Raw genomic sequence first — 25924 nt, 5'->3', positions numbered from 1 at the left:
CGAGGTATTCATGACTATCTGGCTGTTGCAACTCGTGCTGGTGATCGCGCTCTGCAACGTCTGCGGCCGCATTGCCGAACGGCTCGGCCAGTGCGCGGTCGTCGGCGAGATCGCGGCCGGTTTGCTCTTGGGGCCTTCGCTGTTCGGCGTGATCGCACCGGGTTTCTACGACCTGTTGTTCGGTCCACATGTGCTGTCAGCGATGGCGCAAGTCAGCGAAGTCGGCCTGATACTGCTGATGTTCCAGGTCGGTCTGCATATGGAGTTGGGCGAGACGCTGCGCGGCAAGCGCTGGCGCATGCCCGTCGCGATCGCAGCGGGCGGGCTCGTCGCACCGGCCGCGATCGGCATGATCGTCGCCATCGTCTCGAAAGACACGCTCGCCAGCGACGCGCCGGCGCTGCCCTATGTGCTCTTCTGCGGTGTCGCACTGGCGGTATCGGCGGTGCCGGTGATGGCGCGCATCATCGACGACCTGGCGCTCAGCGCCATGGTGGGCGCACGGCACGCACTGTCTGCCGCGATGCTGACGGATGCGCTCGGATGGATGCTGCTTGCAACGATTGCCTCGCTATCGAGTGGGCCTGGCTGGGCATTTGCGCGCATGCTCCTCAGCCTGCTCGCGTACCTGGTGCTGTGCGCGCTCCTGGTGCGCTTCGTGGTTCGACCGACGCTTGCGCGACTCGCAGTGACTGAGCATGCGGTGCGCGACCGCTTGGCCGTGTTGTTCTGCTTTGTAATGGTGTCGGCACTCGCGACGTCGCTGATCGGATTCCATAGCGCATTTGGCGCACTGGCGGCGGCGCTGTTCGTGCGGCGCGTGCCTGGCGTCGCGAAGGAGTGGCGCGACAACGTCGAAGGTTTCGTCAAGCTTGTGCTGATGCCGGTGTTTTTTGCCTATGCGGGGCTGCATGCGTCAATCGGCACGATCGACGACGCGGCATCATGGATGTGGTTCGGTGTATTCCTCGCGGGCGGATTCATCGGCAAGTTCGGCGGCAGCTATCTGGGCGCGCGTACCACCGGGCTTGCGCCACACGATGCGATGCTGGTGAGCTCGTTGATGAATACGCGCGGCTTGATGGAGCTGATCGTCCTGTCCATCGGCCTGCAGATGCAGATCCTTCCGCCAAAGGTCTACACGATCCTCGTGGTGTTCGCGCTGGTGACGACGGCGCTGACCGCACCGCTGGTTCGATTCACGCTGCGCATGCAATCGCGCGCAATGAGCCAACAGGCCGCCTGAGCCAGCTTGAGGGGAGAGACCGCCATGAATGCCGCCACCGAAACCAAGGCTCACGATTTGCTCGATGCCGAGGGCCGCGATGTCCGCGAACTGCGCAACTTGCTGGGGCAGTTCGCTACCGGTGTGACCGTGATCACCACGCGCATCGCTGGCGGCCGCAACGTCGGTGTGACCGTCAACTCGTTCTCCTCACTGTCGCTGTCGCCGGCGCTAGTGCTCTGGAGCCTGGCACGCACGGCACCGAGCCTGAAGGATTTTTGCTCGGCGAGCCACTTCGCCATCAACGTGCTGGGCGCGCACCAGCACCACTTGTCGGAGCAGTTCGCACGGGCAGCCGCTGACAAGTTCGCCGGTGTAGCTCATTCCTATGGCAAGGCGGGAGCCCCGGTGCTGGACGATGTGGTGGCGGTGCTGGTGTGCCGCAACGTCACCCAGTACGAGGGCGGTGACCACCTGATTTTCATTGGCGAGATCGAACAATACCGATACAGCGGCGCAGAACCGCTGGTCTTCCATGCAGGCCAGTACCGGGTTGCCGCCGCGCATCCGGCACTGGCGAGCTGACACTGCCGATCGTTTGCCGCAAAAGGGGGAGAACACCATGAAAATACGTTCGTCGGTAGCGCTGCAGGGAGCCTGCTTGTTGGCCGCACGGTTAACCCGGGTGACCAGCTTTCTGGACGGTGGCTTGCCGGCAGGGCCTGGCGGGTGCCGGCAGGAGTAATTCCAGAACACCCTTGCTCTCGATCCGAAGCATTTGCTGCCTTTAATAAGAAGCATTACTATTCACGCCTCCCCACCCCTCAGCACACTGCAATGACCCCCAAGCCTCCCGGCCGCCCAGGCTTTTTCGAGCACTACGAAGAGTTGATCGGTACCTGGACGCGTCGGCTGAAGAGCCGTTCGCAGGCGGAAGACCTGGCCCATGACACCTTTGTCCGGGTGCTGGAGTCGGATGCGGCGGTGGTGCAGCAGCCGCGGGCGTATCTGCACCAGACGGCGCGCAATATTGCGGTGGATGCCTATCGCCGTGAGGATCGGCGCGGTGCCATGGAGCTGGAGGCGGTGTATCAAGGCGCGTCGCCCAGCGGCGACCCGGAGCATTTCATGCATGCGATCCAGCTGGCTGACTCCATCGAACGGGCCCTTGGCGAGCTGCCGTTGAACTGCCGCAAGGTGTTCGTCTGGCAGAAGCTCGAAGGGCTGACCCAGGCCGAGATAGCCCAGCGCCTGGGGCTGTCAAAAAACATGGTGGAAAAGTATATGATCCGCACCCTGCGGCATCTGCGCGAGCGCGTGGACGGGCCGCGGTGATGAATGCCATGACTTTTTCACCCCCAGCCCAACAGGATGTTCCATGACGCAGACTCGTGAGTGCGCGTGCGGGCAGGCGACGGTTCGCGATGAGGCGGCGCTGTGGTTTGTGCGCCTGCAAGAACCGGCGATCGATGCCGAGGAGCGGCAGCGTTTCGACGCCTGGCTGGCGGAACACGACGCGCATCGGGATGAATTCCAACTGCTGCAAAGGCTATGGACGGCCACCGACCTGGTGCCCAAGGCGCGTTTGCAGGCGCTGTGCGAAGCCCCGAACCCGACCATCAAGCGCCGGCCGCTGTTGCGTTACGCGGTGGCGGCCAGTGTGCTGGCGGTGGCCGTGGGCCTGGGGTTGTTCAGTGGCCTGAACCAGTCCGCGCTATACAGCGCCGAGTTCGCCACGGCCCTGGGCGAGCGCCGCCATGTGGCCTTGCCCGATGGTTCCCAGGTGGACCTGAACAGCCGCAGCCGTTTGCGGGTGCGTTATGAACAAGGCCGGCGCAGCGTCCAGTTGAGCGAAGGCGAGGCGATGTTCAGTGTCGAGCACGACAGCAGCCGGCCCTTTGTGGTGGTGGCCGGGGCCGGCAAGGTCACGGTCACCGGCACCCGTTTCGATGTGCGCCGTGATGCCAGCCAGACCCGGGTCGTGGTGGAGCAGGGCACGGTGCGGGTGCAGGGGCGGGACGCCGCGGACAGTGACTTCGTCAACCTGACCGCGGGCCTGGGCACGGCGGTCGATGCCCAGGGCAAGGTGGCCGCGGCCCATGCGGTCGATCCCCAGGCGCTGACCGCCTGGCGCAGTGGCAAGCTGGTGTTCAACAACGCCAGCCTCAACGAGGTGGCCGCCGAGGTGTCGCGTTATCGCGAGCAGCCGCTGCAGGTCGGCAGCGAGGCGGTGGGCAGGCTGCGCCTGACCAGCGTGTTCAAGGCCGACGATACCGATGCGCTGCTCAAGGCCTTGCCGAGCATCCTGCCGGTGGCGGTGAAGGCCCACGCCGACGGTAGCCAGGAAATAATTGCGCGCTAGATTCAGGTTTTTTTCGAGTTCTTCGTCTTCTAGTCCAACTGCAACTGGTTTGCATTAACAGACGCATCTTCTTGCGATCAACAGGACTGCTCGAACTTGAAACGCCTCGACCTGAATAACAACAATCCTTGCTCGCCCTCCACCTGCTGGCTGCCGCTGGCCCTGGCCCTGGCGGTCAGTGCCGCGCTGCCCCAGGCCCATGCCGAGCAAGCGCCGAGCGCCATCCATATCCAGGCCCAGCCGTTGGGCCAGGCCCTGAGCCAGCTGGGGCTGCAAAGCTCGCTGCAAGTTTTTTTCAGCCCTGAGCTGGTGGCCGGCAAGCAGGCCCCGGCGGTGGACGGCAACCTGTCGCCGGAGCAGGCGCTGCGCCAGTTGCTGCAAGGCAGCGGCCTGCAATACCAGATCGAGGGCGGTTCGGTGACCCTCAGCCCGGCGCCGTCGGCGGCGGGTGACGGCCCTTTGGAACTGGGCGCCACCAGCATCAGCGTGGTGGGTGACTGGCTGGGCGATGCCAACGCGGCGGTGGTGCAGAACCACCCAGGCGCGCGCACGGTGATCCGCCGTGAAGCCATGCTCGAGCAGGGCGCGATGAACGTCGGCGACGTGCTGCGCCGGGTACCGGGCGTGCAGGTGCAGGACGCCAACGGCACCGGCGGCAGCGATATTTCCCTCAACGTCGGCGTGCGCGGCCTGACGTCGCGCCTGTCGCCACGCTCCACGGTGCTGATCGACGGCGTGCCGGCGGCCTTCGCCCCTTATGGCCAGCCACAGTTGTCGATGGCGCCGATCTCCTCGGGCAACCTCGACAGCATCGACGTGGTGCGCGGTGCCGGTTCCGTGCGTTACGGGCCACAGAACGTCGGCGGGGTGATCAACTTCGTGACCCGGGCCATCCCGGAAAAGGCCACCGGGGAAATCGGCAGCACCCTGGAGACCTCCCAGCGCGGCGGCTGGAAGCACATCGACACGGCCTTCCTCGGCGGCACCGCGGACAACGGCATCGGCGCCGCGCTGCTGTACTCCGGGGTCAACGGCAACGGTTATCGCCGCAGCAACAACGGCAACGACATCGACGACGTGATCCTCAAGACTCACTGGGCGCCCACCGACCAGGACGATTTCAGCCTCAACTTCCACTACTACGACGCCACGGCCGACATGCCCGGCGGCCTGACCCAGAAGCAGTACGACGCCGACCCCTACCAGTCGGACCGCGACTGGGACAACTTCCGCGGCCGGCGCAAGGATGTGTCGTTCAAGTACCTGCGCCAGATCGACGACCGCACCCAGTTCGAAGTGCTGACCTACTATTCCGACAGCTTCCGTGGCAGTACCATCGCCGCCCGCGACCAGAAGACCATCAGCTCTTATCCGCGCACCTACTACACCTTCGGCATCGAACCGCGGGTGTCCCATGTGTTCGACCTCGGCCCGACCACCCAGGAAGCCAGCGTCGGCATGCGCTACCTGAAAGAAGGCATGCACGAAGAGGCCAGCCGCCTGGCCCTGGTCAACAATCAGCCGGTGGTGCGCCCGGGCTCCGACGGCCATGTGTACCAGGACCGCACCGGCGGCACCGAGGCCACGGCCTTCTACATCGATGACAAGATCGATGTCGGCAACTGGACCATCACCCCGGGTATCCGCTTCGAGAATATCCGCACCGAATGGCACGACCGCCCGGTACTCGGCACCAATGGCGTGCGGGTCCAGGAGAAGCGCCGCGAGATCAACAGCAACGAGCCGCTGCCGGCGCTGAGCGTGATGTACCACCTTTCCGATGCGTGGAAGCTGTTCGCCAACTACGAGACGTCGTTCGGCAGCCTGCAGTACTTCCAGCTGGGCCAGGGCGGGGTAGGCGACCAGACCGCCAATGGCCTGAACCCGGAGAAGGCCAAGACCTACGAGATCGGTACGCGCTACAACGATGAAGTGTGGGGCGGCGAGCTGACGGCGTTCTACATCGACTTCTCGGACGAGCTGCAATACATCAGCAACGATGTCGGCTGGACCAACCTCGGCGCGACCAAGCACCAGGGGATCGAGGCGTCGGTGCACTACGACCTGGCCGCGCTGGACCCGCGCCTCGACGGCCTGACCGCCAATGCCGGTTTCACCTACACCCGCGCGACCTATGAAGGTGGCAGTTCGGCGTTCAAGGACCGTGACCTGCCGTTCTACTCACGCCAGGTGGCGACGCTCGGCCTGCGTTACGACATCAACCGCTGGACCTACAACATCGATGCCTTCGCCCAGTCCAAGCAGCGCTCGCCGGGCAGCATGGTCAACGCCGACGGCAGCTTCAACGACAACTACATCACCGAAGGCACGGCCGACGGCCAGTACGGCGACATGCCCGGCTACGTCACCTGGAACGTGCGTGGCGGTTATGGCTTCGGTTCGCAGCTGTCGAACCTCAAGCTCGGCGCCGGGGTGAAAAACCTCTTCGACAAGCAGTACTTCACCCGCTCCAGCGACAACAACTCCGGCATCTACGTCGGCGCGCCACGGACCTTCTTCGTCCAGGCCAGCGTCGGGTTCTGACCGGGCCTTTTTGCGATTGTGAACGCGCAGCAGGGTGCATGGACGTGCGCGTTGGCCGGGCGGGCTTATCGCGAGCAAGCTCGCTCCTACAGGGGGAGTGCGTGGTCTGTTGGCGATTTTATGCCTGGTATGTCGCTGCCGCAGGCTGCGCCAAGGCCCGCAGGGCCTTTTTGCGATTGTGAACGCGCAGCAGGGTGTATGGACGTGCGCGTTGGCCGGGTGGGCTTATCGCGAGCCAGCTTGCTCCCATAGAAACAAGGCCGGACAGGCTTGCCCGCGATAAGGCTCACACCTTCAACACTTTGCCGCTGGCCGCCACGCCGATCAGCATCACCGCGATCAGGCCAAAGGCGATGCTCAGGCTGCTGCCATGGGCGATAAAACCGATCAGCGCCGGGCCGGCGAGGATGCCGGCGTAACCCAGGGTGGTGATGGCCGGCACGGCGATGGCTTCGGGCATCACGGTCTGTTTGCCCACCGCGGTGTAGAGCACCGGCACGATGTTCGAGCAGCCGACCCCCACCAGCGCATAGCCCACCAGCGCCGCTTCCCAGGCCGGTGCCAGGGTCGCCAGCAGCAGGCCCGCGGCGGCCACCGAACCGCCCATGACGATCACTCGCCTGGCCCCCAGCTTGTGCACGATGGCGTCGCCGGTCAGGCGGCCGACGGTCATGGTCAGGGCGAAGGCCGCGTAACCCAGGCCGGCATAGGCGGCATCCACCCGGCGTTCGGCGCTGAGGAACACTGCGCTCCAGTCCAGCACCGCGCCTTCTGCAAGGAACACCACGAAGCACAGGCAGCCAATGAACAGCACCACGCCGTGGGGCACGGCAAAGGCCGGGCCCGAACTCTGGCTGCCGTACGGCAACATGTGCGGCGCCGCCTTGAGCAGGGCGACGACCAGCAAGGCCACCACCACCAGGGTCGCGCCCAGCGGCGACAGGCCCAGGCCGAGCATCGCGCTGACCCCGGCCGCGCCGACGATGCCGCCGAGGCTGAACAAGCCATGGAAGCCCGACATCATCGGCCGGCCGCTGGCCCGTTCGACGATCACCGCCTGCAGGTTCACCGTGGAATCCACCGTGCCCAGCCCGGCGCCGAACATGAATAGCCCGGCGATCAGCAGCGGCACCGTGCTCACCGTGGCCAGCAGCGGCAGCGCCAGGCAGATCAGCAGGCTGCCGGCAGCCATCACCCGCCGGCAACCGAAGCGCCCGGCCAAGGCCCCGGCGATCGGCATCGCCAGGATCGATCCGCCCCCCAGGCACAGCAGCAACAGGCCCAATGTGCCTTCATCGAGCCCGGCCCGGGCCTTGGCGTAGGGCACCAGCGGCGCCCAGGCGGCGATGCCGAAACCGGCGATGAAAAAGGCGATGCGCGTGGCCATCTGTTCCAGGCGGCCGGGGCTGATCTGTTGCTGCGGAGTGTGGGTGTTGAGGGCTGTCATAAAAATCCTTGGTGGTCGCCCCGGGCGCCTGTCAGGCAATGGACGCTTGGCGCCATTGCTGCTGCCGCTGGAGGACCGAGTCTGCCGTTTCACCGACCCGTTGTTGATACACCGCCGGCGACGTGGAGCCTTCGGCGTGGATAAGCAAGACGCGCAAGTCGGCGTCGAGGGGCGCGACTTTGCGCCGCGCCATCCTTGCACATCAGGCTCGGTCCCGCGAGGCCCGCGGCGCCGGATTCGCCGGCCAGCAGCGGAATGCCCCGGGGGCTACCGGCTGCCAATTGGCGCCAGCGGCGAGCGCGTGGGGGAGTGTAACCAGGCAATCGTTCGAAGGTTGCAGGAAGCACCGAGGCCAACCAGCGGCGAGTCTTCCACGCTACTGGCCTGTCCCCGGCTCGCGGCCCTGGAAATAATATTGCGTGGTTGGCGAATTTGTTTCGCATAATCGCCAGCCTTTGCACAATTTCATTTCATTGACTGCCCATCACCGATTGCCCACCACTGATAGCCCGCCCACGGATTGCCCGCATGACCACCAGCCTGGATGCCTACGACCTGAAACTACTCGCCGAACTGCAACGCGATGCGCGCACCCCGCAAAGCGAGCTGGGATTGCGGGTGAACCTGTCCACCGCGGCGGTCAACCGGCGCCTCAAGCGCTTGAGCGATGAAGGGGTGATCGAGCGCTACAGCGCGGTCATCGCCCCCGAGGCCCTGGGTTATGAGCTGAGCATCATTGTCGAGGTGGCGGTGGAGAGCGAACGCATCGATCAGCTCGATGCGCTCAAGCGCAGCTTCCAGGCCTGCCCGCAGGTGCAGCAGTGCTACTACGTGGCGGGCGAGTGCGATTTCGTGCTGATCTTCGCCGTGCGCAACATGGCCCAGTACAACGCACTGACCCGCGAGCTGTTCTTCGAGAACGACAACGTCAAGCGCTTCAAGACCCTGGTGGCCATGAGCCGGGTCAAGGTCGGGCTGGAGGTGCCGACCGCCCCTTGATACACCTTGATCCCCTGTGGGAGCGAGCTTGCTCGCGATCAGCCGCCAGGCTGAAAGACATGGCGGTGCAGGCGGGATTTTTATCGCGAGCAAGTTCGCGCCTGCAGGTGGGCAAGGGGCTCTTGTCACGAAACAAAACGACAACGCGGCGCCCGGGGGCGCCGCGTTGTCGTGGTGGTTGGGGCCAATCAACCCTGGCGACGGGCATCCAGGCTGAAGCGACCGGCGCCGAAGGCCACCACTTGCAGCAGGCCACCGGCCATGGCGATGTTCTTGAAGAAGTGGATGAACTGGTTCTGGTCGCCCAGGTTGTTGTGGAAGGCCAGGGCGGTAGCCACGCTGAACACGGCCAGGCCCAGGGCTACCAGGCGGGTGCGGTAGCCGGCGATCAGCAGCAGGCCGCCGCCCAGTTCCACGGCGATGGCGATGCCCAGGGCCAGTGGCGGGAAGGGCAGGCCGACCGATTGGATGTAACCGACCATGGCGGCCGGCGCGGCGATTTTCGAGAAGCCGGACAGGATGAAGATGGCGCTGAGCAGGACGCGCCCGATCAGGCTGATGCTGGCGTTGGTGTTCGAGGTAGCGGACAGGCTGTTGGTCAGTGTGGACATGCTGGATTCTCTCAGTGGGTTCGGCCTCACCCCCTTGGTGAGCCGTGATGGAGAGAAGTTTGCCACTGGCGTTATGAACGTAATAGCCGAATAATTTCGAGCGTCAGGTTCGATTTTTTAGAACACAGCCTTTGCGAGTACAGCACCATGTCCAGCAACCCCGGCACCCCCACCCTCGATCAATTGCGCATCTTCCTCACCATCGTCGAAGTCGGCAGCTTTGCCGGCGCGGCGCGCAAGCTGCATCGCGCCACCTCGGTGATCAGCTATTCCATGGCCAACCTGGAGCTGCAACTGGGGGTCAGCCTGTTCGACCGCAAGACCACCCGCAAACCCCAGCTGACCGAGGCCGGGCGCACGGTGCTGGCCGAGGCGCGCAGTATCTACAACGGCATCGACGGCCTGCGGGCCAAGGTCAAGGGGCTGTTGCAGGGGCTGGAGGCGGAGCTCCACCTGGTGATCGACGTGATGTTCCCGGCGGCGCGCATCGTCGACGCGCTGAAGAGCTTTCGCGCCGAATTCCCCACGGTGCAGTTGCACCTGCATATGGAGGCGCTGGGCGCGGTGACCCAGATGGTCCTGGAGGGGCGTGCAGGGGTGGGCGTCAGCGGCATGATGCATCGCAACATTCCCGGGATCGAACGGCTGGAGGCGGGGTTCGTCCAGCTGATCCCGGTGGCGGCCCCCGGGCATCCGCTGGCCCTTGGGCCCAACCTGCCGGGGGCCGGCCGCGAGCATGTGCAGCTGGTGCTGTCGGACCGTTCGCAACTGACGCGCAACCAGGATTTCGGCGTGGTCGGTACCCACAGCTGGCGCCTGGCGGACCTGGGTTCCAAGCACATGCTGCTCAGGGAAGGCATCGGCTGGGGCAACATGCCGGCGCCGATGGTCGAGGAAGACCTGGCCAGCGGGCGCCTGGTGCAACTCGATCTGCCGGGGAGCCAGGGCCTGCCTTACGGTTTCGACGCCATCTACCGCCTCGACACGCCACCGGGGCCGGCGGCGTCCTGGTTGATCGAACGGCTGGCGGCCCAGGTTCAGCCCGCCGACTCGGGCGCTGCCTGATCGGCCTCCTGGCCGGGGCCGAGGGCCTGGGCCAGGAAGTCGACGAAGAAGCGGATCTTCTGCGACACATGGCGATTGCTGGCATACAGCGCGTAGATGGTCCGGCGCGGCATGGAGTGACAAGGCAGGACCCGCTGCAACTGGCCGCTGTCGAGCAGCGGCTGGGCGATGAACGAGGGCAGGGCGCCAATGCCCAGCCCGGCCTGGAGCATGTCGCTGAGCATCAGGCTGTTGTCCACGGCGAAACGCACCGGCAGTTCCAGGCGGCTGCTGCCTTGCGGGCCTTCCAGCTGCCAGTGGCCGGGATGCTCGGCCAGGCGATAGGCCAGGCAGCTGTGGTCGCGCAGCTCATCGACGGTCTGCGGGCTGCCCTTGGCTTGCAGGTAGGCCGGGGCGGCGCAGATCACCTGCTCGATTTCCCCCAGGCGCCGGGCGATCAGCGACGAGTCGCTCAACTGCCGGCGGATCCGCAGCGACACGTCGAAACCTTCGCTCACCACATCCCGCAGGCGGTCGTCGAGGGTCAGGTCGATGTGAAACTGCGGGTAGCGCTGCATGAAGTCGGCAAGGATCGGCGACAGCACCTTGAGGCCGAACGACAGCGGCGCGTTGACTCGCAGGCGGCCACCCGGCTCACGAGTGCCGGCGCGGGTCGCGCACTCCAGGGCCGCCAGTTCGTCGAGCAGGTGGCAGCACTCGCTGAAGTAGGCCTGGCCGGCGTCCGACAGGCTCATGCGGCGGGTGGTGCGCAGCAGCAACAGGCTGCCCAGGTGTTCCTCCAGCTGGCGTACCTGTTTGCTGACGGCGGCGGTGGATTGCCCCAGGTCGTTGGCCGCCAGGCTGAAGCTGGCGCGTTCCACCACTCGGCGAAAGGTGCGCATGGCTGCCAGCACATCCATATTGTTTCTCCCGGGTTGAATATGTCTTAACGAAACACCTGATTATCGCCCAATTGTTAATCCATACCATGGGCACTTCATTTCACAGGAGTGTCGTCATGGTTGTTTCCCGTTTGTTGCGTGTCATCCCCGGCCTGGCCGCCTTGTCGCTGTTCAGTGCCCTGTCCAGTGCACAGTGCAGCGCCGCGCCCCAGGCCGAGGTGGGCGTCAGCCCCTGGGGGCCGAAGGACGAGATCGGTCGCCTGAACCTGATCACCGAGCAGTCGCGGGCGGCGATCATGGCCCGGGTCAGCGGCAGCCAGGCCTACGACCTGGCGGTCGAGTATTACGTCGGCATGCCCAGCTGGCAGGCGGCGGGCGATCCGCCTTACCAGATGTGGATGACCCACACCCCCCACGGCAACGTGATCGCCGACCCGATGCAGGTCGGCGAGCCAATGAACCGGCATGTCAGCTATACCGGCTCGGCGGTGTCGATGTACGCCCACATGGGCACCCATATCGATGCGCTCAACCACTTCGGCCTGGACGGCAAGATCTGGAACGGCTTTCGCGCCGACCAGCACCTGGGCGACCGCGGCTGGAACGTCACCGGCGCGGAAAAGCTGCCGCCGATCGTCGCCCGTGGGGTGCTGATCGATGTCGCGGCGGCCAAGGGCGTGGACATGCTGGCGGACCATTACCGGGTGACCCGGGCCGACCTGCAACAGGCGCTGAAGGCGCAGAAGGTCAGCCTGGAAAAGGGCGACGTGGTGCTGATCCGCACCGGGCGCATGCGCGACTATGAAAAGGCCCAGGCCTATATGGCCAACCCGCCGGGCATGAGCCTGGACGCGGCGAAGTTCCTGGTGGAAGAGGGCGGCGCCATGGTGGTGGGCGCCGATAACCTGAGTTTCGAGACCTTCCCGTCGGAGGTGGAAGGCAACTACCTGCCGTTGCACACCTACCTGCTGGCGATGCAGGGCGCGCCGATCCTGGAACTGGTCAACCTCGAAGGCCTGTCGCGGGACCGGGTGTACCAGTTCGCCTTTATCGGCGCGTCGCTGAAGTTCCGCGGCGCCGATGCCGCGCCGATTCGGCCGATCGCCTTGCCGATTCGCTAGGCGCTTGCCGCATGACCTGTAGCCGCTGCCGCAGGAGTCCGGCCGGGCCCGATGTTTGTGTAGCCGCTGCCGCAGGCTGCGATCGAGCGGCACGCTCGCGGGGATCTTGCGGGCGTTGAGACCCTGCGGGTCTCTCGCAGCCTCGCGGGCTCGGCAGCGGCTACAGGGAACGGTGACGCCCTCGATATTCCGGCCGGGCCCGATGTTTGTGTAGCCGCTGCCGCGGGCTGCGATCGGGCGGCACGCTCGCGGGGATCTTGCGGGCGCTGGAGACCCTGCGGGTCTATCGCAGCCTCGCGGGCTCGGCAGCGGCTACAGGGGGCTGTCGGCGTTAGTCTTGTTCGCATAACGCCCGCAGAGCCGGGTCGCGTAATTGCATCAGCTCGAACAGCCCCAGGGCCTGGAGCGCCGGCAGGGCGGCCAGCAGATCTTCCTCGGCCACGCGCCGCTGCTGCGCCGAGGTGCCCGGATCGGCCCACAGCCGGGCATTGATCAGGAACGCCCCCACCGTGCCCTTGCGCACCCGGGTGCCGTTGAAATCGCCATGGTTGAGTCGGTCGGGTAACAGGTCTTCGGCGCGCATGGAGCAATCCTCGTGTGAATGGGTGTTCAGTCTGCGGCCTGAGAGTTGGCTAAACTGCCTGATTCTTGCCATTGAATAACGTGAAATAGCCAATGTCCCAACCTTTGGTTTCCCCCTTGCTCGCTCAAGCCCAGGGCGGCCCGCTGCTGGTCGCGGCCGGGCAACACAGCCCGATCGAGCGGCAGACCGCCGCCCACAGCCACGCCCGCGGCCAACTGCTCGGCGCCCGGCGCGGCCTGCTGTCGGTGATGGCGGCCGACAGCCAGTGGGTGGTGCCGGCGACCCACGCGGTGTGGGTGCCGCCGCGCTGTGAGCACGCCCTGCGTTCCCATGGCCCGTTCGATGGCTGGAGTGTCTATATCGAGCCCGACGCCTGCCACGCACTGCCGGCGCAACCACGGATCATTGCCACCTCCGGGCTGTTGCGGGAGGCGGTGATGCGCGCGGCAGGCTGGCCACAAGGCGCGCTGGATGAGCCGCAATTGCGCATCGCCCGGGTGATTCTCGATGAGTTGGGCAGCCTGCCAGTGGAACCCTTCGGCCTGCCATTGCCTGTGGAGCCGCGGCTGCGGCGGATCTGCCAGGCGCTGGCCGATGATTTGGCGGACAACCGCGGCCTGGAAGCCTGGGCCCGGTGGGCGGGGATCTCACCGCGAACCCTGGCCCGGCGTTTTGTCGGCGAGACCGGTTTTGCCTTCAGCCAGTGGCGACAGCGGGCGCGCTTGCTGCGGGCCCTGGAGCGCCTGGCGGCGGGCGACGCGGTGACCCGGGTGGCGCTGGACCTGGGCTACGACAATGTCAGCGCCTTTATCGCCATGTTTCGCCGTCAGTTCGGGGTGACGCCGGGGCGCTACTTTGTGGGGCGGGAAAAGGGCTGATTGATTTGCAGCTTTTCCTTCGGTGCTTTCTGTACCTCGTCACGCCAGTGAAAACCGCTCCCGGTTGTTGCTCAAATGGCCAGCGCCCGGCGCATCTGCAACACGTTGTCGTGGCGGGTGCGCTGAGCTGGGCGCGGGGCTTGGCCGGGCCGCTGCATTCACAGTAATGTCAGCGGCCCGTCTGCTTTTGGAATCCCGGCAATGACCTCTTTCTACGATGCCCGCGGCAATCTTTATGGTGTGGTGGCCCCCGCTGAGGTACGCCGGTTGGGAATCGCCTTGCCGGCCAGTGCGGCCGAGGCGGCGCTGGCCCGGGCCCGTTGGAGCGAACAGGCCATCGAGGCCCTGTGCGGCTGGGCGCCCGGCACCCGGCCGGAAGGGGCCAAGGCCCATCGCAGCGACGGCTTGCTGGTCGGGCCGTTCCAGGACGCGCCGCCGTTCGACCTGCTGATCGTCAACACCGACGGCACCCTGGCCGAGCGCAGTGGCAACGGCCTGACGATCTTTTCCCAGGCCTTGACCGAGCAAGGGCTGCTGCCGGCCCAGGGGCCTGCGCAGTTGCGGGTGCATCACGACAAACCGGATGGGGTGTCGCCGGTGCCGACCCTGGTCGAGCCGGCCCGGGTGGCCGGGGTGTCCGGCTTCTGGCTGGATCTCGGGCAACCGGCGTTCGGTGCACATGCCGTGGGTGCGCAACAAGGGGTCGAGCATGACGGTTCGAGCTGCGTCGACCTGAGCCGGGTGCGCGGGCTGGCGCGGTTGCGCCCGGAATGGAGCCGCAGCCAGTTCGTGCGCATCGGCAACCCCCATTGCGTGACCCTGGTCAGCGACGCCAGTGCCTTGCCGAGCAACCGGCAGATGAGCGAGGCGCCCCTGGTCGAGGCCCTGACGCGCATTGCCTACGCTATGCCCACCGGCAGCGGCGAACCCTGCCCGGCGGGAGTGAACCTGCAATGGGCGTGGCTGGAAGGCCCGCAGCGCATTGCCGCGCGGGTGTTCGAGCGCGGCGAAGGCCCCACCGCATCCTCCGGCACCAGCGCCAGCGCGGTGGCCAGCGCGGCGTGGCGGGTCGGCTGGGTCAAGGCCGGCGAAGTCGCGGTGGTGATGCCCGGCGGCACCGCGCCACTGCGCCTGGAGGCGCGGGGTGGGGAGTTGGTGCGGGTCAGCCTGTTCGGTACGGCGCACCTGATCCCGTAGCCGCTGCCGCAGGCTGCGATCGACCGGAACGGTCGCAGCGATCTCAGGGACGCCGGAAGATCCTGCGGATCTTTGCGCAGCCTGCGGCAGCGGCTACAGGGCCCGCATTGCTTCTGTAGGAACGGCCGGTCGACGCTCGATTGCCCGCGATGGCGTCAGCGGCCGTTACACAAACCCCGCGTCGCCCGGCAGCTCGACCTGGGCCATCTGCCGTTTCATCAGCACCTTGCCGTCGCGGATCGAGTACAGCGCCAAGCCCTGGCTGCGGATCATCTCGTAGTCGCTGTCGGCCGAGAGGATCAGCAGGTTGGCCGGCCGGCCTTCCTCCAGGCCGTAGCGCTCGCCCAGGGCCAGGGCCTTGGCGCTGTTGTCGGTGACCAGGTCGAGGGCGCTCTGCAGGTTGCGGTAGCCGAGCATGTGGCAGATGTGCAGGCCGGCTTCCAGCACCCGCAGGATGTTGCCGTTACCCAGGGGGTACCAGGGATCGACGATCGAGTCCTGGCCGAAACACACGTTCATCCCGGCTTCCAGAAGCTCGTTGACCCGGGTCACGCCGCGGCGTTTCGGGAAGCTGTCGAAGCGCCCCTGCAGGTGGATACTTTCGGTAGGGCAGGAGACGAAGCTGATGCCCGAGTGGCCGAGCAGGCGGAACAGCTTGGCGCAGTAGGCGTTGTCGTAGGAGCCCATGGCGGTGGTGTGGCTGGCGGTCACTCGCGCACCCATGTCGCGGCTGCGGGCTTCCTCGGCCAGCACTTCGAGAAAGCGCGAATGCGGGTCGTCGGTCTCGTCGCAATGCACGTCCACCAGGCAGCCGGTGCGTTCGGCCAGGTCCATGAGGAACTTCACCGAGCTCACGCCCTGGTCGCGGGTGTACTCGAAGTGCGGGATGCCACCCACCACGTCGGCACCCAGGCGGATTGCCTCTTCCATCAGCTCGCGGCCGTTGCGGTAGCTTTCGATGCCTTCCTGGGGGAAGGCGACGATCTGCATGTCGACCAGGTGCGCGCTTTGCTCGCGCACTTCGAGCATGGCCTTGAGCGCGGTCAGCTCCGGGTCGGTGACGTCGACATGGGTGCGCACATGCTGGATGCCGTGGGCGGCGAGGGCGCGCAGGGTTTTCCGGGCGCGGGCCTTGGTGTCTTCCTGGGTGATGGTGACCTTGCGCTCGCCCCAGCATTCGATGCCTTCGAACAGGGTGCCGCTCATGTTCCAGCGCGGTTCGCCGGCGGTGAGGGTGGCGTCCAGGTGGATGTGCGGCTCGACGAAGGGTGGCACCACCAGGTTGCCAGCGGCGTCGAGGTCGTCGGGGCCCAGGGTCTGGGCTTCGGTCTGCCGGGCGATGCTGGCGATGCGACCGTTCTCCAGGTGCAGTTCGTGCAGGCCTTCACGGTTGCGCAGGCGGGCGTTGATGATGAGCATCGGAGCGATTCCTCTTTCAATCCAGGCGGTCAGGGTACGGCGCTCGGGCCGGCGGCCGCAACGTCGCGTGGCCCGGGCTCATGCCTGGATGTCCGCCGCGGTTGCGCTGCGTGAGCCGAACAGACTGCTCAGCAGCATGTAGCTCAGGGCGGCGGCCGCGATGCCCACCAGTGGCGCCACCCAGGGCGAGCCGAAGGCCGCCACGGTGCCGATGGCATAGGCGCCCAGGCCGGCCCAGTTGAACGCCGGCAGTTTGCTGTCGGCCAGGCGCGGGTACTGGCCACGGTGGCGATAGAAGAAGTCGGCCATGATCACCCCGCCAATCGGCGGGATCACCGTGCCGAGCAGAATCAGGTAGGGCACCAGCATGTCGTACATGCCCAGCAGCGCCAGCAGGGTGCCGATCGCCGCGCCGACCAGGGTCACGGTCTTGCGCCGGCCGGTGCGCAGCAGGTTGCAGCCGGCGACGGCGAAGTTGTAGATGGTGTTGTCCTGGGTGCTCCAGATATTCAGCAGGAGCATGGCCATGGCGGCCATGGCGAACCCCTGCAACAGCAGCACTTCGACCACATCCGGCTGTTGGTAGACGATGGCGCCGTAGGCACCGATCAGCACCATCAGGCCGTTGCCGATAAAAAAGCCGATCAGGCTGGCCAGCACCGCGACCCTGGCCGAGCGCGAAAAGCGCGTCCAGTTGGTGGCCTGGGTGGCGCCGCTGACAAAGGTGCCGAACACCAGGGTGATGGCCGTGGACAGGTCGAGACTGGCGCTCGGCACCACGGCCAGCAACCCATCGAGGCCGCCGACCTTGACCGTGGCCACCCACATCGACAGCAACAGCAGCAGGGCCATGGCCGGCACCGCGATCCAGGAGAGGATTTCCAGGCCGCGATAACCGACGTAGGCGGTGGCGCAGAACGCCAGGCCGAACAGCACCATCAGCCCCAGCACCGTGCCCTGGCCCAGTTCGAAATACTTGCCCAGCACCACCGCGGCCGTGGCGGTGCCCCAGGCGTACCAGCCGATCTGGGTGAAACCGAGGATCAGGTCGCTGAGCTTGCTGCCCACCTCGCCGAAACAGAAGCGCCCCATCAGCACCGAGTTCAGGCCGCTCTTGAAGGCGATATAGCCCAGGCCCGCCGCGTACAGGCCCAGCAGCAGATTGCCGAGGGCGATCACCCCGAGCATCTGGCCAAAGCTGAAGGCCACGCCGAGCTTGCCGCCGGCGAACATGGTGGCGGTGAAAAAGGTGAAGCCCAGCAGCACCATGGCCGTGGAGGCCAGGCCCTTGCGCGCGTGCATCGGGACTTCGCTGAGCGGGTAGTCGTTGCCTGGATCGTTTTGCGTCATGTGCCTTCCCCTGATTGGCCCAGGCCTGGCCTGGTGCGTAAGCGACGCAGGCCCATTGCAGTCGCCGTGCCAACGCCCCAAGGCTCCGGGGCGCCCCGTCGGCGTTGCGCAACCTGCAGGAGATTTATAGACAAGCAGCGGATTTTTGCTTACTGGCGTATTCGACTGGCCGGCTTAGGCGCGAAAGCGGTGCGCCGGTGAGACAAATTGGACCACTGGCGCCAGATCAATCGAACAGGGTCAGGCGGGTTTCGCCGCGGTGGAAGGCAAAGGCCGCTTCGATATCGCCTTCCACGGTGCGGCCGCGGGACAGTTCGGGCAGGGCGTCGAGGGTGAAGAAGCCGGCGTCGCTGACTTCCGAGCCGGCCACCGGGGCGCTGCGTTCGTTGCGTTCGCAGAGAAAATACAGCTTGTAGAAGTCCCGGGTGTCGGGGGTGAAGGGGCCCTTGGCCTTGTGCCGGACGCTGTAGAGAGCGTGGGCCGAGACGCTGAGCCCGGCTTCTTCGTGGATCTCCTTGACGATGTTTTCGGCGGCCGACAGGCCGATATCGGCATAACCGCCGGGCAGGGCCCAGCGCCCGTCGGTCCGCTCGCGGACCAGGAGGATGCGGTCGTCTTCGATCAAGGCGCCGCGCACATCCACCAGGGGTGTCGAGTAGCGTTTGGCGAAATCCGACACCAGGCCGGCGATGCGTTCCAGGGGCACGTCGGCCAGTTGCGCGAGCATGTCGTGGGCGATATCGGCGACTTCCTGGTAACGCTCGCGGTCGAACGGGTCCTTGCAGAAATGCAGCCCGGTGGAGGCGAGGGCCTGCAAGCGTTTGGCGTGGGTGAGCCAGGTGTTTTCCATGGTGCGTGTCCTCAAGTAATCGCTGGGGCTGAATCCGTCACTGTCGGAGCCAGCTTGCTCGCGATGAGGCCCCTGAGCATTGCATCGGCCTTGAAGACTTATCGCGAGCACGCTCGCTCCTACAGGGGGCGTGCCGGCCGTTGTTGGGCGAGGTAAGCGGCCAGGCGCGGCACGGCCTCTTCGGCGCTGCGGCTGTGGCCGGCCCAGGTGCAGGCCAGCATCAGGTTGCGCGGCAGCTTGAAGTCCTCCACCAGGAAACCTTCGGCGTCGCGGCCCTCGGCGTCATGGGGCACTTGTTCGCGCAGGGTTGCAGGGGCATCGAACCAGGCCCACACAGGTTTGCCCAGGGCGATGGCCATGCCCACCTCGAAGGCGGTGCCGGAGTCCGGCTCCAGGCCGCGAAAGGCGTTGAGGTTGGCCAGCACCGCGTCGCAGTCGCGGATCATCTGCAGGTTCTGCTGGCAGATCAGTTGGGCGCTCTGTTCCGGCGTCGGCTGGGCGGGCACCTGATGGTCGAAGGGGTAGAGGCCTTGCAGGCCCTGGGCCTGGCACAGTTTCTTGAGGTATTCGCCACGGGCGATGGCGTCGTGGCGAAACACATCGAAGCCGGCGAGGTAGATGCGTGGGTTCATGCCTTGCTCCCGGCCTGGGGTAGAAAACGCAACAGCGCGGCGATGATGGCTTCCGGTGCGTCTTCCTGCAGCAGGTGGCCGGCGTTGGGCACGGCCTGGAACCGCGAGCCGGGGATCAGCTGGTGCAGCTGGCGCCCGCGCTCGATGGGGATCCACTGGTCGTCCTCGCCCCAGAGGATCTGGGTCGGGCAACGAATGCTCGGATAGAGCCCGGCCACTTCGCTGGTATAGCACTCGTCCATCTGCGCGATCTGCCGGTAGAAGGCAGCCTGGCCGCTGGCGCCGAGCCAGGGTCGGACGTAGGGCGCCAGCTCCTGGTCGGGGATCTCGCGCTGGATCGCCCCACGGATGTAGGCCGGCACTATGGCGCGCTGGATGTAGTCCGGCACGCCGCTGAAGGCTTGTTCATGCTGGCGCACGTGCTGCACGAACGGCGAGCCCCAGGGCGACAGCGCCACCGGGTCGATCAGGGTCAGGCTGCGGTAGTCCTTGCCGTTGAGCAGGTGGGCGCGCAGGGCGGTGGCGCCGCCGAAGTCGTGTGCCACCACGTCCGGGCGCTCCAGGCCCCAGTGTTCCAGCAGTTCGGCCAGCAGTTGGTTCTGCACGCCGAGGGACACATCCTGGCCGGCGGCCTGTTCCGACTGGCCGTAGCCCAGCAGGTCGAAATAGTGCACCCGGTGGCTGGCGCTGAAGTGCGGGGCGATGCGGTGCCAGACGTAGGAAGAAAAGGGCGTGCCGTGCACCAATACCAAGGGCGGGCCGTCGCCGTGAATGGCGTAGCGCACGCGGTATCCGTTGAAGCGATATTCCTGATCCAGAAGCCAGTCGCTCATGGCGATGTTCCTCTTGGCGAGAGAGGCCAGATCATAGGGCAAAACGAGCGGTCATGCGGTATCGGCAGGGGGCGGCGTGCTGCTCTGTAGCCGCGGCCGCGGGCTGGGCGAACGCCCGCCTGCCGTGCACAGGTGGGGATTATTCGCCGCGATAGATGCAGCCGCTGGTGCAGGTCTCGTGGATGCGGATCGCACTCAGTTCGGGCAACAGGGGTTTGAGCTCGTTCCAGATCCACTTGGCCAGCACTTCGCTGGTAGGGTTTTCCAGGCCGGGGATGTCGTTCAGGTAGTTGTGGTCCAGGCGCTCGTAGAGCGGCTTGAAGATCTCCTTGATTTCGGAGAAATCACGAATCCAGCCGGTGTGCGGATCGAGGTCGCCGCTCAGGTGGATGGCCACCTTGAACGAGTGGCCGTGCAGGCGTCCGCACTTGTGGCCTTCAGGTACGTGGGGCAGGCGGTGGGCGGATTCGAAGGTAAATTCTTTGAAGATTTCCACAGTGTCGGTCAGCTCGGTCAGGTGGCTATCGCCGCGGGCGATGTAAGGCAGGCAGCGAGTTTACCAGCTTGGTTGTGCGGGTGCGGGAAAACACTGACTAAAGGGTCAACAGGCGCTCGCCGATACGCCCGCTTCCGGCCAGTTCGAGGAACTCGTCGCCCAGGCGCCGGCTTTGGTCCATCGCGCTGTGCCAGTATTTCTGGCGGCTGGCGTCGTCGCCCATGAAGCGCTTGAAGTCGTTGCGGTCCGGCAGTTTGCCGTAGGGCAGGCGTGCCAGGTACTCCTTCGACGGTGCCAGTAGCAATACGTCCTGCAGGCGGCCCGGGTTGCCGCGGCGCCAGGGCAGGGTCTTGTCGAACCAGCCGGGAATCACCCGGTCGGTGAAGTGCGGGTAGAGCACGATATCGTCGCCGCTGTAGGGCAGGTCGAGGTGGTAGTCCAGCAGGCCGCCGTCGCGGAAGGTGCCGGCCCCGGCGCCGGGCAGGTCGCGCACGCCTTGCATGACCATCGGGATCGAACCCGAGGCAAGCAGGGCTTGGCGCAGGTTGCCAAGGCCCAGTGGCACGAAGCGCGAAGGGAAGTCGTCGAGGGCACGCAGCGGTGGCGCCAGGCGCGGGTCGTGCAGTACCAGGCGTTCGAAATGCCGCGCCAGGCGCGCGCGGCCACGCAGGTTGTCGGCGATCACCGAGGACAATCCCAGGCCCAGCCGTCCGCGATGGTCATCGGCGAGCAGGCCGTGGCTTTTCACCACCATGATGTTCAGCCGGTAGTGCGGGTTGTCGAGAATGCTGGCGTCGCGGCCGTCGAGCAGCTCGTGCAGCATGCGCTGCGAGCTCTGGCTGATCTGCGCCATGGTCACGCCCTTGGCGAAAGTCTGGGCGTTGTACAACCGGCCCAGGCGGCGGATGCCTTCGGCGGCGTCCGACAGGCAGGCGCTGGCGAAGCGCCAGGAGCCCACCGAGGCACCGATCAGCGAACGCTCCCGTGGCGCCGCTGGCAGCCATTCGCCGAACAGCGCCAGGTCCAGCCCCTGGATGCCTAAGGCTTTCGGCCCGCCGGCGGCGCCGGGCAAGGTACCGACTTCGGCCGCGCTCAGGCCGTTGGCGCGGATGCGCGCCAGGGCGCGCGGGCCGGCCTTGAGGGTCAGGGCGGGAAACTTGATGTGGATAGCGGTCATACCGGCCTCAATCTCGAGCGACAGGTGAGTATAAAAGCTCAGGTCAGCGGCGCCGAATGAAACCTGTGCGCCGCCGATGATGGCCATTCAGTTTCAATTAAGTTCGACCCGCTATCGTGAGCCGCGTAGCAACACATAACGAGAAAGCCGGAGACACCCCATGAAAACCCTGACTGCCCTGTTCGCCGCGATCATCATCGGCATGACCGCCAGCCTGGCCCATGCCCGCGACCTGGGCCCCGACGAGGCCCTGAGACTGCGCGACGCTGGTACCATTGTGTCCTTTGAAAAACTCAATGCCACGGCATTGGCCAAGCACCCGGGCGCGACCATCACCGAAACCGAGCTGGAAGAGGAGTACGGCAAGTACATCTACCAGATCGAGATGCGCGACCCCCAAGGGGTTGAGTGGGACCTGGAATTGGACGCGGTGAGCGGCCAGGTGCTCAAGGATCATCAGGATACGTAATGAAGGTGAATCTACGCGCCGGCAGCAGGGTGGCCCTGGCGCTTCTGGCTTTTTGCTCGGTGGCGCCGGCCCGCGACCTGGACCAGGACGAAGCCCTGCGCCTGCGCCAGCAAGGGGTGATCCTGCCGCTGGAGCAGCTGCTGCAACAGGCCCTGGACCGTTACCCCGGGGCCAAGCTGCTGGAAGCCGAGCTGGAAGAAAAACACGACGTGTACATCTATGAAGTCGAGCTACTGACCGCCGAGGGCGTGGTCCGCGAGCTGGACCTCGAGGCCACCACCGGCCGCTTACTGAAAGACAAGGAAGATGACTGATGCGCCTGCTCCTGGTGGAAGACCACGTCTCCCTGGCCGACGAACTGCTGGCCGGGCTCAACCGCCAGGGCTATGCCGTGGACTGGCTGGCCGACGGCCGTGACGCGCTGTACCAGGGCGCCAGCGAGCCTTACGACCTGATCGTGCTCGACCTCGGCCTGCCGGGGGTTCCGGGCCTGGAGGTGCTGGCCAAGTGGCGCGCCGGCGGCCTGGCGACCCCGGTGCTGATCCTCACCGCCCGCGGTTCCTGGGCCGAGCGCATCGAAGGCCTGAAGGCCGGTGCCGACGACTACCTGACCAAACCCTTCCACCCGGAAGAATTGCATCTGCGCATCCAGGCGCTGTTGCGCCGTTCCCACGGCCAGGCCAACCAGCCGACGCTGCAGGCCGCCGGGCTGCACCTCGACGAAGGCCGCCAGTGTGTGGTGCGCGACGGCGTGGATATCCCGCTGACCGCCGCCGAGTTCCGCCTGCTGCGCTACTTCATGCTGCACCCGGAGCAGATCCTCTCGAAGAGCCATTTGGCCGAGCACCTCTACGACGGTGAGACCGAGCGCGACTCCAACGTGCTGGAAGTCCACGTCAACCACCTGCGGCGCAAGCTCGGGCGCAGCGTGATCGAAACCCGACGCGGCCAGGGCTACCTGTTCGGTGGGAACGCCCAGTGAGGTCGATCCAGCGCCGCCTGAGCCTGGGCCTGATCAGCGTGATGGTGATTGTCGGCCTGGTGCTGGCGCAGACCAGCCTGTGGCTGTTCGAGATGGGCTTGCAACGCTACCTGGAAGCCGGCCTGCGCAATGACAGCGAGAGCCTGCTGGTGGCGCTGGTGCGTGGCCCCCAGGGTTTGCAGCTGGACGAGCGGCGTCTGTCGCCGGCCTATCAGCGGCCGTTTTCCGGGCATTACTTTCGCATCGACTTCGATGACGTGCATTGGCGCTCCCGCTCATTGTGGGACCAGGACTTGCCTGCACTTGCACAGACCGGCCTGCACAGCAACCTGCAACTGGGGCCGGAAGGCCAGCGCCTGCTGGTGCTGCGCACCGATTACCGACGCCTCGGGCAGTCGATTTCCATCAGCGTGGCCCAGGACTACACCCCGGTGCGCGAGAGCTTCCTGCGCATGCAACAGGTTGGCCTGGGCCTGGGCCTGGCCGGCCTGCTGCTGATCCTGATCCTGCAGCGGCTTACCGTGCGCCGCGCCTTGCGTCCTTTGGAACAGGCCCGCGAGCAGATCGCCCAATTGCAACGCGGCCAGCGTTCGCAACTGGACGAGCAGGTGCCGCTGGAGCTGGAGCCGCTGGTGGCGCAGATCAACCATCTGCTGGCCCATACCGAAGACAGCCTGAAGCGTTCGCGCAATGCCCTGGGCAACCTCGGGCATGCGCTGAAGACCCCGTTGGCGGTGCTGCTGAGCCTGGCTTCCAACCCCAAGTTGCAGGCGCACCCGGAATTGCGCCAGTTGCTCGAGGAGCAGCTGGAACAGGTGCAGCAGCGGCTCAATCGCGAGCTGAACCGCGCGCGCCTGGCCGGCGATGCCTTGCCCGGCGCGCTGTTCGATTGCGACGCCGAACTGCCGGGGCTGCTGGCGACCCTGAACATGATCCATGGCGAGCACCTGGACCTGAGCTATCAGGCGGCCCCCGGCCTGCAACTGCCCTGGGACCGGGAAGACCTGCTGGAGCTGCTGGGCAACCTGCTGGACAACGCCTGCAAGTGGGCCGATGCCGAAGTGGTGTTGAGCGTCTGGCAGACCTCCCAGGGGTACGGCCTGGCGGTGGACGACGATGGGCCGGGGATTCCCGAGGAACAGCGCAACCAGGTGTTCAGCCGTGGCACGCGCCTGGACGAACAGACCGATGGCCACGGCCTCGGCCTGGGCATCGTGCGCGACATCGTCGAGAGCTGGGGCGGGGCGTTGCGCTTGCTGGAAAGCCCGCAGGGCGGCCTGCGGGTGTTGATCGAGTTGCCCAACCGCTAGCGCTGTAGCCGCTGCCGAGGCACGAAGCTGCGATCGGGTTGGGCGGCATTCCGACGAAGCGCCCGTCAAGCCTGTGCCTTCGGTGTATCTGACATGCCGAGTTGCCAGGGTTACGGCCGCTTCGCAGCCGTTCGCAGCCTCGTGCCTCGGCAGCGGCTACAAAACCACCCCCTCCCCATTGGGAGGGGGTTGTGAGATCAGACCCGGAACTGATCCATCAGGCTCTGTTGCTGGTTGGCCAGGCTGTTCAGCGACTGGCTGACCCGGGCCGATTCGTTGGCCTGCTCCGACAGCGACTCGGTGACGTCGCGAATGGTCGCCACGTTGTGGTTGATCTCCTCGGCCACCGCGCTTTGCTCTTCGGCGGCGCTGGCGATCTGCAGGTTCATGTCGCTGATCACCGTCACCGCATCGCCGATCTGGCGCAGGGCGGTGACCGCCTGGCCGACCTGCTCGACGCTGCCCTGGGCCTGGCGATGGCTGTTGCCCATCGAGCCGACCACTTCCTGGGTGCCGCTTTGCAGCTCCTCGATGACCTGGCGGGTTTCCTCCACCGATTCCTGGGTGCGGCGGGCGAGGTTGCGCACTTCATCGGCGACCACCGCGAAACCACGCCCGGCCTCGCCGGCGCGGGCGGCCTCGATGGCGGCATTGAGGGCCAGCAGGTTGGTCTGCTCGGCGATGGCGCGGATCACTTCCAGCACCGTACCGATCTTCTCGCTGTTGGCGGCCAGGCCTTCGACCTGGGTCATGGCGGTGCTCATGTCGGCCGCCAGGTGGTCGATGCTGGTGGTGGTGCGGTCGATCACGTTCAGCCCCTGGCGCGTGGCCTGGTCGGCATCGCGGGCGGCCTGCGCAGCCTGGGCCGCGCTGCGGGCCACGTCCTGGGCAGTGGCGCTCATCTCGTGGGAGGCGGTGGCTACCTGGTCGACCTGGCGGTACTGCTGCTCCATGCCGGCGCTGGTCTGGGTGGCGATGGCCGAGGACTGGTCGGCGGTGCCGCGGGCGTCCTGCACCGAGCGTTTCACCTCGGCGATGATCGGTTGCAGCTTGTCGAGGAAGCGGTTGAACCAGCCGGCCAACTGGCCCAGTTCATCTTTTTTGTCGTAGGCCAGGCGCCGGGTCAGGTCGCCTTCGCCGCTGGCGATGTCTTCCAGCATGTGCGCCACGCCGAGGATCGGCCGGGTCACGCTGCGCGCCATCAGCCACACCAGCAGCAGGCCGAGCACCGCGGCCAGCAGGCCCAGGCCCAGTTCGACCAGGGTGCCGGCCTTGTTGCTCCGGTCCAGCTGGTTTTTCAAGGCTTCGGCCGGGCCTACCAGGACCCGCTCCGGCACTTGCAGCAGTACGCCCCAGGGCTTGCCATCGGGAATCGGGGTGAAGGGCGCGAGCACTTTCAGTTCGTTGTCGTCGTGCAGGCTCTGGGTCTGGGGGCTGGCCGACAGCAGGCGGATCAGTTCGCCACCGTTGGCCTGGTCCAGCTGGTCCAGGCG

Annotated in this window: 26 protein-coding genes and 1 pseudogene; 14 read left to right on the top strand and 13 right to left on the bottom strand. The window is 66.2% G+C overall.

Translation table 11 applies throughout. The features are described from left to right. Nucleotides 1-10: 10 nt before the first annotated feature. The 5 genes from IF690_RS19505 (at nucleotide 11) to IF690_RS19485 (ending at nucleotide 6131) form a co-directional block, all read left to right on the top strand. A complete protein-coding gene (locus IF690_RS19505; protein WP_202696996.1) occupies nucleotides 11-1246 on the top strand; it encodes a cation:proton antiporter in 1236 nt (411 codons plus the stop codon). 24 nt (nucleotides 1247-1270) lie between these two features. Beyond that, the gene (locus IF690_RS19500) at nucleotides 1271-1810 is read left to right on the top strand and encodes a flavin reductase family protein (RefSeq protein ID WP_202696995.1); all 540 of its coding nucleotides are present in this window, start codon (nucleotides 1271-1273) and stop codon (nucleotides 1808-1810) included. Nucleotides 1811-2062: 252 nt separating this feature from the next. Next, the gene (locus IF690_RS19495) at nucleotides 2063-2560 is read left to right on the top strand and encodes a sigma-70 family RNA polymerase sigma factor (RefSeq protein ID WP_202696994.1); all 498 of its coding nucleotides are present in this window, start codon (nucleotides 2063-2065) and stop codon (nucleotides 2558-2560) included. A 43-nt stretch (nucleotides 2561-2603) separates the two neighbouring features. After that, entirely contained in the window at nucleotides 2604-3587 is a 984-nt protein-coding gene (locus tag IF690_RS19490; protein WP_202696993.1) for a FecR family protein, read from the top strand. A 96-nt stretch (nucleotides 3588-3683) separates the two neighbouring features. Continuing rightward, a complete protein-coding gene (locus tag IF690_RS19485; RefSeq protein ID WP_202696992.1) occupies nucleotides 3684-6131 on the top strand; it encodes a TonB-dependent siderophore receptor in 2448 nt (815 codons plus the stop codon). A gap of 286 nt (nucleotides 6132-6417) precedes the next feature. Here the strand turns inward: IF690_RS19485 and IF690_RS19480 are convergent, their stop codons facing one another. Further along, nucleotides 6418-7578 (bottom strand): MFS transporter, encoded by a 1161-nt coding sequence (locus IF690_RS19480; protein WP_202696991.1) that lies wholly within the window; start codon nucleotides 7576-7578, stop codon nucleotides 6418-6420. A gap of 528 nt (nucleotides 7579-8106) precedes the next feature. Between IF690_RS19480 and IF690_RS19475 the strand changes: the two genes are divergently transcribed. Further along, a complete protein-coding gene (locus IF690_RS19475; protein WP_202696990.1) occupies nucleotides 8107-8577 on the top strand; it encodes an Lrp/AsnC family transcriptional regulator in 471 nt (156 codons plus the stop codon). Between the two features lie 188 nt (nucleotides 8578-8765). Here IF690_RS19475 and IF690_RS19470 read toward each other — a convergent pair whose 3' ends face one another. Continuing rightward, on the bottom strand, nucleotides 8766-9188 hold the full coding sequence (locus IF690_RS19470; RefSeq protein WP_202696989.1) for a DoxX family protein: 423 nt from the start codon (nucleotides 9186-9188) through the stop codon (nucleotides 8766-8768). 147 nt (nucleotides 9189-9335) lie between these two features. Here IF690_RS19470 and IF690_RS19465 point away from each other — a divergent pair, with 147 nt between their 5' ends. Further along, entirely contained in the window at nucleotides 9336-10253 is a 918-nt protein-coding gene (locus IF690_RS19465) for a LysR family transcriptional regulator (protein WP_202696988.1), read from the top strand. Here IF690_RS19465 and IF690_RS19460 read toward each other — a convergent pair. Then, nucleotides 10226-11152, bottom strand: coding sequence for a LysR family transcriptional regulator (locus IF690_RS19460; RefSeq protein ID WP_202696987.1), 927 nt, complete (start codon nucleotides 11150-11152; stop codon nucleotides 10226-10228). The genes IF690_RS19465 and IF690_RS19460 overlap by 28 nt on opposite strands. A 98-nt stretch (nucleotides 11153-11250) precedes the next feature. Between IF690_RS19460 and IF690_RS19455 the strand changes: the two genes are divergently transcribed. After that, on the top strand, nucleotides 11251-12255 hold the full coding sequence (locus IF690_RS19455) for a cyclase family protein (protein WP_202696986.1): 1005 nt from the start codon (nucleotides 11251-11253) through the stop codon (nucleotides 12253-12255). Between the two features lie 331 nt (nucleotides 12256-12586). Here the strand turns inward: IF690_RS19455 and IF690_RS19450 are convergent, their stop codons facing one another. Beyond that, nucleotides 12587-12838, bottom strand: a complete 252-nt coding sequence (locus tag IF690_RS19450; protein WP_202696985.1) for a hypothetical protein — start codon at nucleotides 12836-12838, stop codon at nucleotides 12587-12589. Between the two features lie 92 nt (nucleotides 12839-12930). Between IF690_RS19450 and IF690_RS19445 the strand changes: the two genes are divergently transcribed. Then, the gene (locus IF690_RS19445; protein WP_202696984.1) at nucleotides 12931-13716 is read left to right on the top strand and encodes an AraC family transcriptional regulator; all 786 of its coding nucleotides are present in this window, start codon (nucleotides 12931-12933) and stop codon (nucleotides 13714-13716) included. A 201-nt stretch (nucleotides 13717-13917) separates the two neighbouring features. Beyond that, nucleotides 13918-14913 (top strand): diaminopimelate epimerase, encoded by a 996-nt coding sequence (locus IF690_RS19440; protein WP_202696983.1) that lies wholly within the window; start codon nucleotides 13918-13920, stop codon nucleotides 14911-14913. Between the two features lie 165 nt (nucleotides 14914-15078). Here IF690_RS19440 and codA read toward each other — a convergent pair whose 3' ends face one another. From codA to IF690_RS19405, 7 genes are all read right to left on the bottom strand, one after another. Then, nucleotides 15079-16332, bottom strand: a complete 1254-nt coding sequence (codA, locus tag IF690_RS19435; protein WP_202696982.1) for a cytosine deaminase — start codon at nucleotides 16330-16332, stop codon at nucleotides 15079-15081. 78 nt (nucleotides 16333-16410) lie between these two features. Further along, nucleotides 16411-17682 carry a cytosine permease gene (codB, locus tag IF690_RS19430; RefSeq protein ID WP_202696981.1) on the bottom strand — a complete coding sequence of 424 codons (1272 nt, stop codon included), beginning with the start codon at nucleotides 17680-17682 and terminating at the stop codon, nucleotides 16411-16413. A 226-nt stretch (nucleotides 17683-17908) separates the two neighbouring features. Then, nucleotides 17909-18532 carry an NUDIX hydrolase gene (locus IF690_RS19425; RefSeq protein WP_202696980.1) on the bottom strand — a complete coding sequence of 208 codons (624 nt, stop codon included), beginning with the start codon at nucleotides 18530-18532 and terminating at the stop codon, nucleotides 17909-17911. A 119-nt stretch (nucleotides 18533-18651) separates the two neighbouring features. Further along, entirely contained in the window at nucleotides 18652-19164 is a 513-nt protein-coding gene (locus IF690_RS19420) for a nucleoside 2-deoxyribosyltransferase (protein ID WP_202696979.1), read from the bottom strand. Next, complete coding sequence (locus tag IF690_RS19415; protein ID WP_202696978.1) at nucleotides 19161-19997, bottom strand: alpha/beta fold hydrolase; 837 nt, start codon at nucleotides 19995-19997, stop codon at nucleotides 19161-19163. Before IF690_RS19415 ends, IF690_RS19420 begins: the two co-directional genes overlap by 4 nt. Before the next feature lie 139 nt (nucleotides 19998-20136). Then, nucleotides 20137-20493 carry a 6-carboxytetrahydropterin synthase QueD gene (gene queD, locus IF690_RS19410; protein ID WP_025804812.1) on the bottom strand — a complete coding sequence of 119 codons (357 nt, stop codon included), beginning with the start codon at nucleotides 20491-20493 and terminating at the stop codon, nucleotides 20137-20139. A 97-nt stretch (nucleotides 20494-20590) separates the two neighbouring features. Then, the gene (locus IF690_RS19405; RefSeq protein WP_202696977.1) at nucleotides 20591-21670 is read right to left on the bottom strand and encodes a patatin-like phospholipase family protein; all 1080 of its coding nucleotides are present in this window, start codon (nucleotides 21668-21670) and stop codon (nucleotides 20591-20593) included. A 160-nt stretch (nucleotides 21671-21830) separates the two neighbouring features. Between IF690_RS19405 and IF690_RS19400 the strand changes: the two genes are divergently transcribed. From IF690_RS19400 to IF690_RS19385, 4 genes are read left to right on the top strand one after another with little or no spacing between them, the layout of a single operon-like run. Next, nucleotides 21831-22139, top strand: coding sequence for a PepSY domain-containing protein (locus IF690_RS19400; RefSeq protein WP_202696976.1), 309 nt, complete (start codon nucleotides 21831-21833; stop codon nucleotides 22137-22139). Next, nucleotides 22139-22453 carry a PepSY domain-containing protein gene (locus IF690_RS19395; protein ID WP_202696975.1) on the top strand — a complete coding sequence of 105 codons (315 nt, stop codon included), beginning with the start codon at nucleotides 22139-22141 and terminating at the stop codon, nucleotides 22451-22453. Before IF690_RS19400 ends, IF690_RS19395 begins: the two co-directional genes overlap by 1 nt. Then, nucleotides 22453-23121 carry a response regulator transcription factor gene (locus IF690_RS19390; RefSeq protein ID WP_124355666.1) on the top strand — a complete coding sequence of 223 codons (669 nt, stop codon included), beginning with the start codon at nucleotides 22453-22455 and terminating at the stop codon, nucleotides 23119-23121. Before IF690_RS19395 ends, IF690_RS19390 begins: the two co-directional genes overlap by 1 nt. After that, nucleotides 23118-24431, top strand: coding sequence for a sensor histidine kinase (locus tag IF690_RS19385; protein WP_202696974.1), 1314 nt, complete (start codon nucleotides 23118-23120; stop codon nucleotides 24429-24431). The genes IF690_RS19390 and IF690_RS19385 overlap by 4 nt, the downstream gene beginning before the upstream one ends. Before the next feature lie 197 nt (nucleotides 24432-24628). On the opposite strand, the gene IF690_RS29345 is transcribed toward IF690_RS19385, so the two are convergent. After that, nucleotides 24629-25384: a methyl-accepting chemotaxis protein gene (locus tag IF690_RS29345; RefSeq protein ID WP_502710185.1), complete on the bottom strand. Its 756-nt coding sequence runs from the start codon at nucleotides 25382-25384 to the stop codon at nucleotides 24629-24631. Between the two features lie 102 nt (nucleotides 25385-25486). Further along, nucleotides 25487-25633, bottom strand: a pseudogene (locus tag IF690_RS29340) (HAMP domain-containing protein); the annotation flags it as partial. Between the last annotated feature and the right edge of the window lie 291 nt (nucleotides 25634-25924).

It is taken from the genome of Pseudomonas sp. SK3(2021) (genome assembly GCF_016772375.1).
Classification (GTDB): domain Bacteria; phylum Pseudomonadota; class Gammaproteobacteria; order Pseudomonadales; family Pseudomonadaceae; genus Aquipseudomonas; species Aquipseudomonas chlororaphis_I.
Note: the sequence above shows the minus strand (reverse complement) of the source record. Positions and strands in the feature narration are given on the sequence as shown.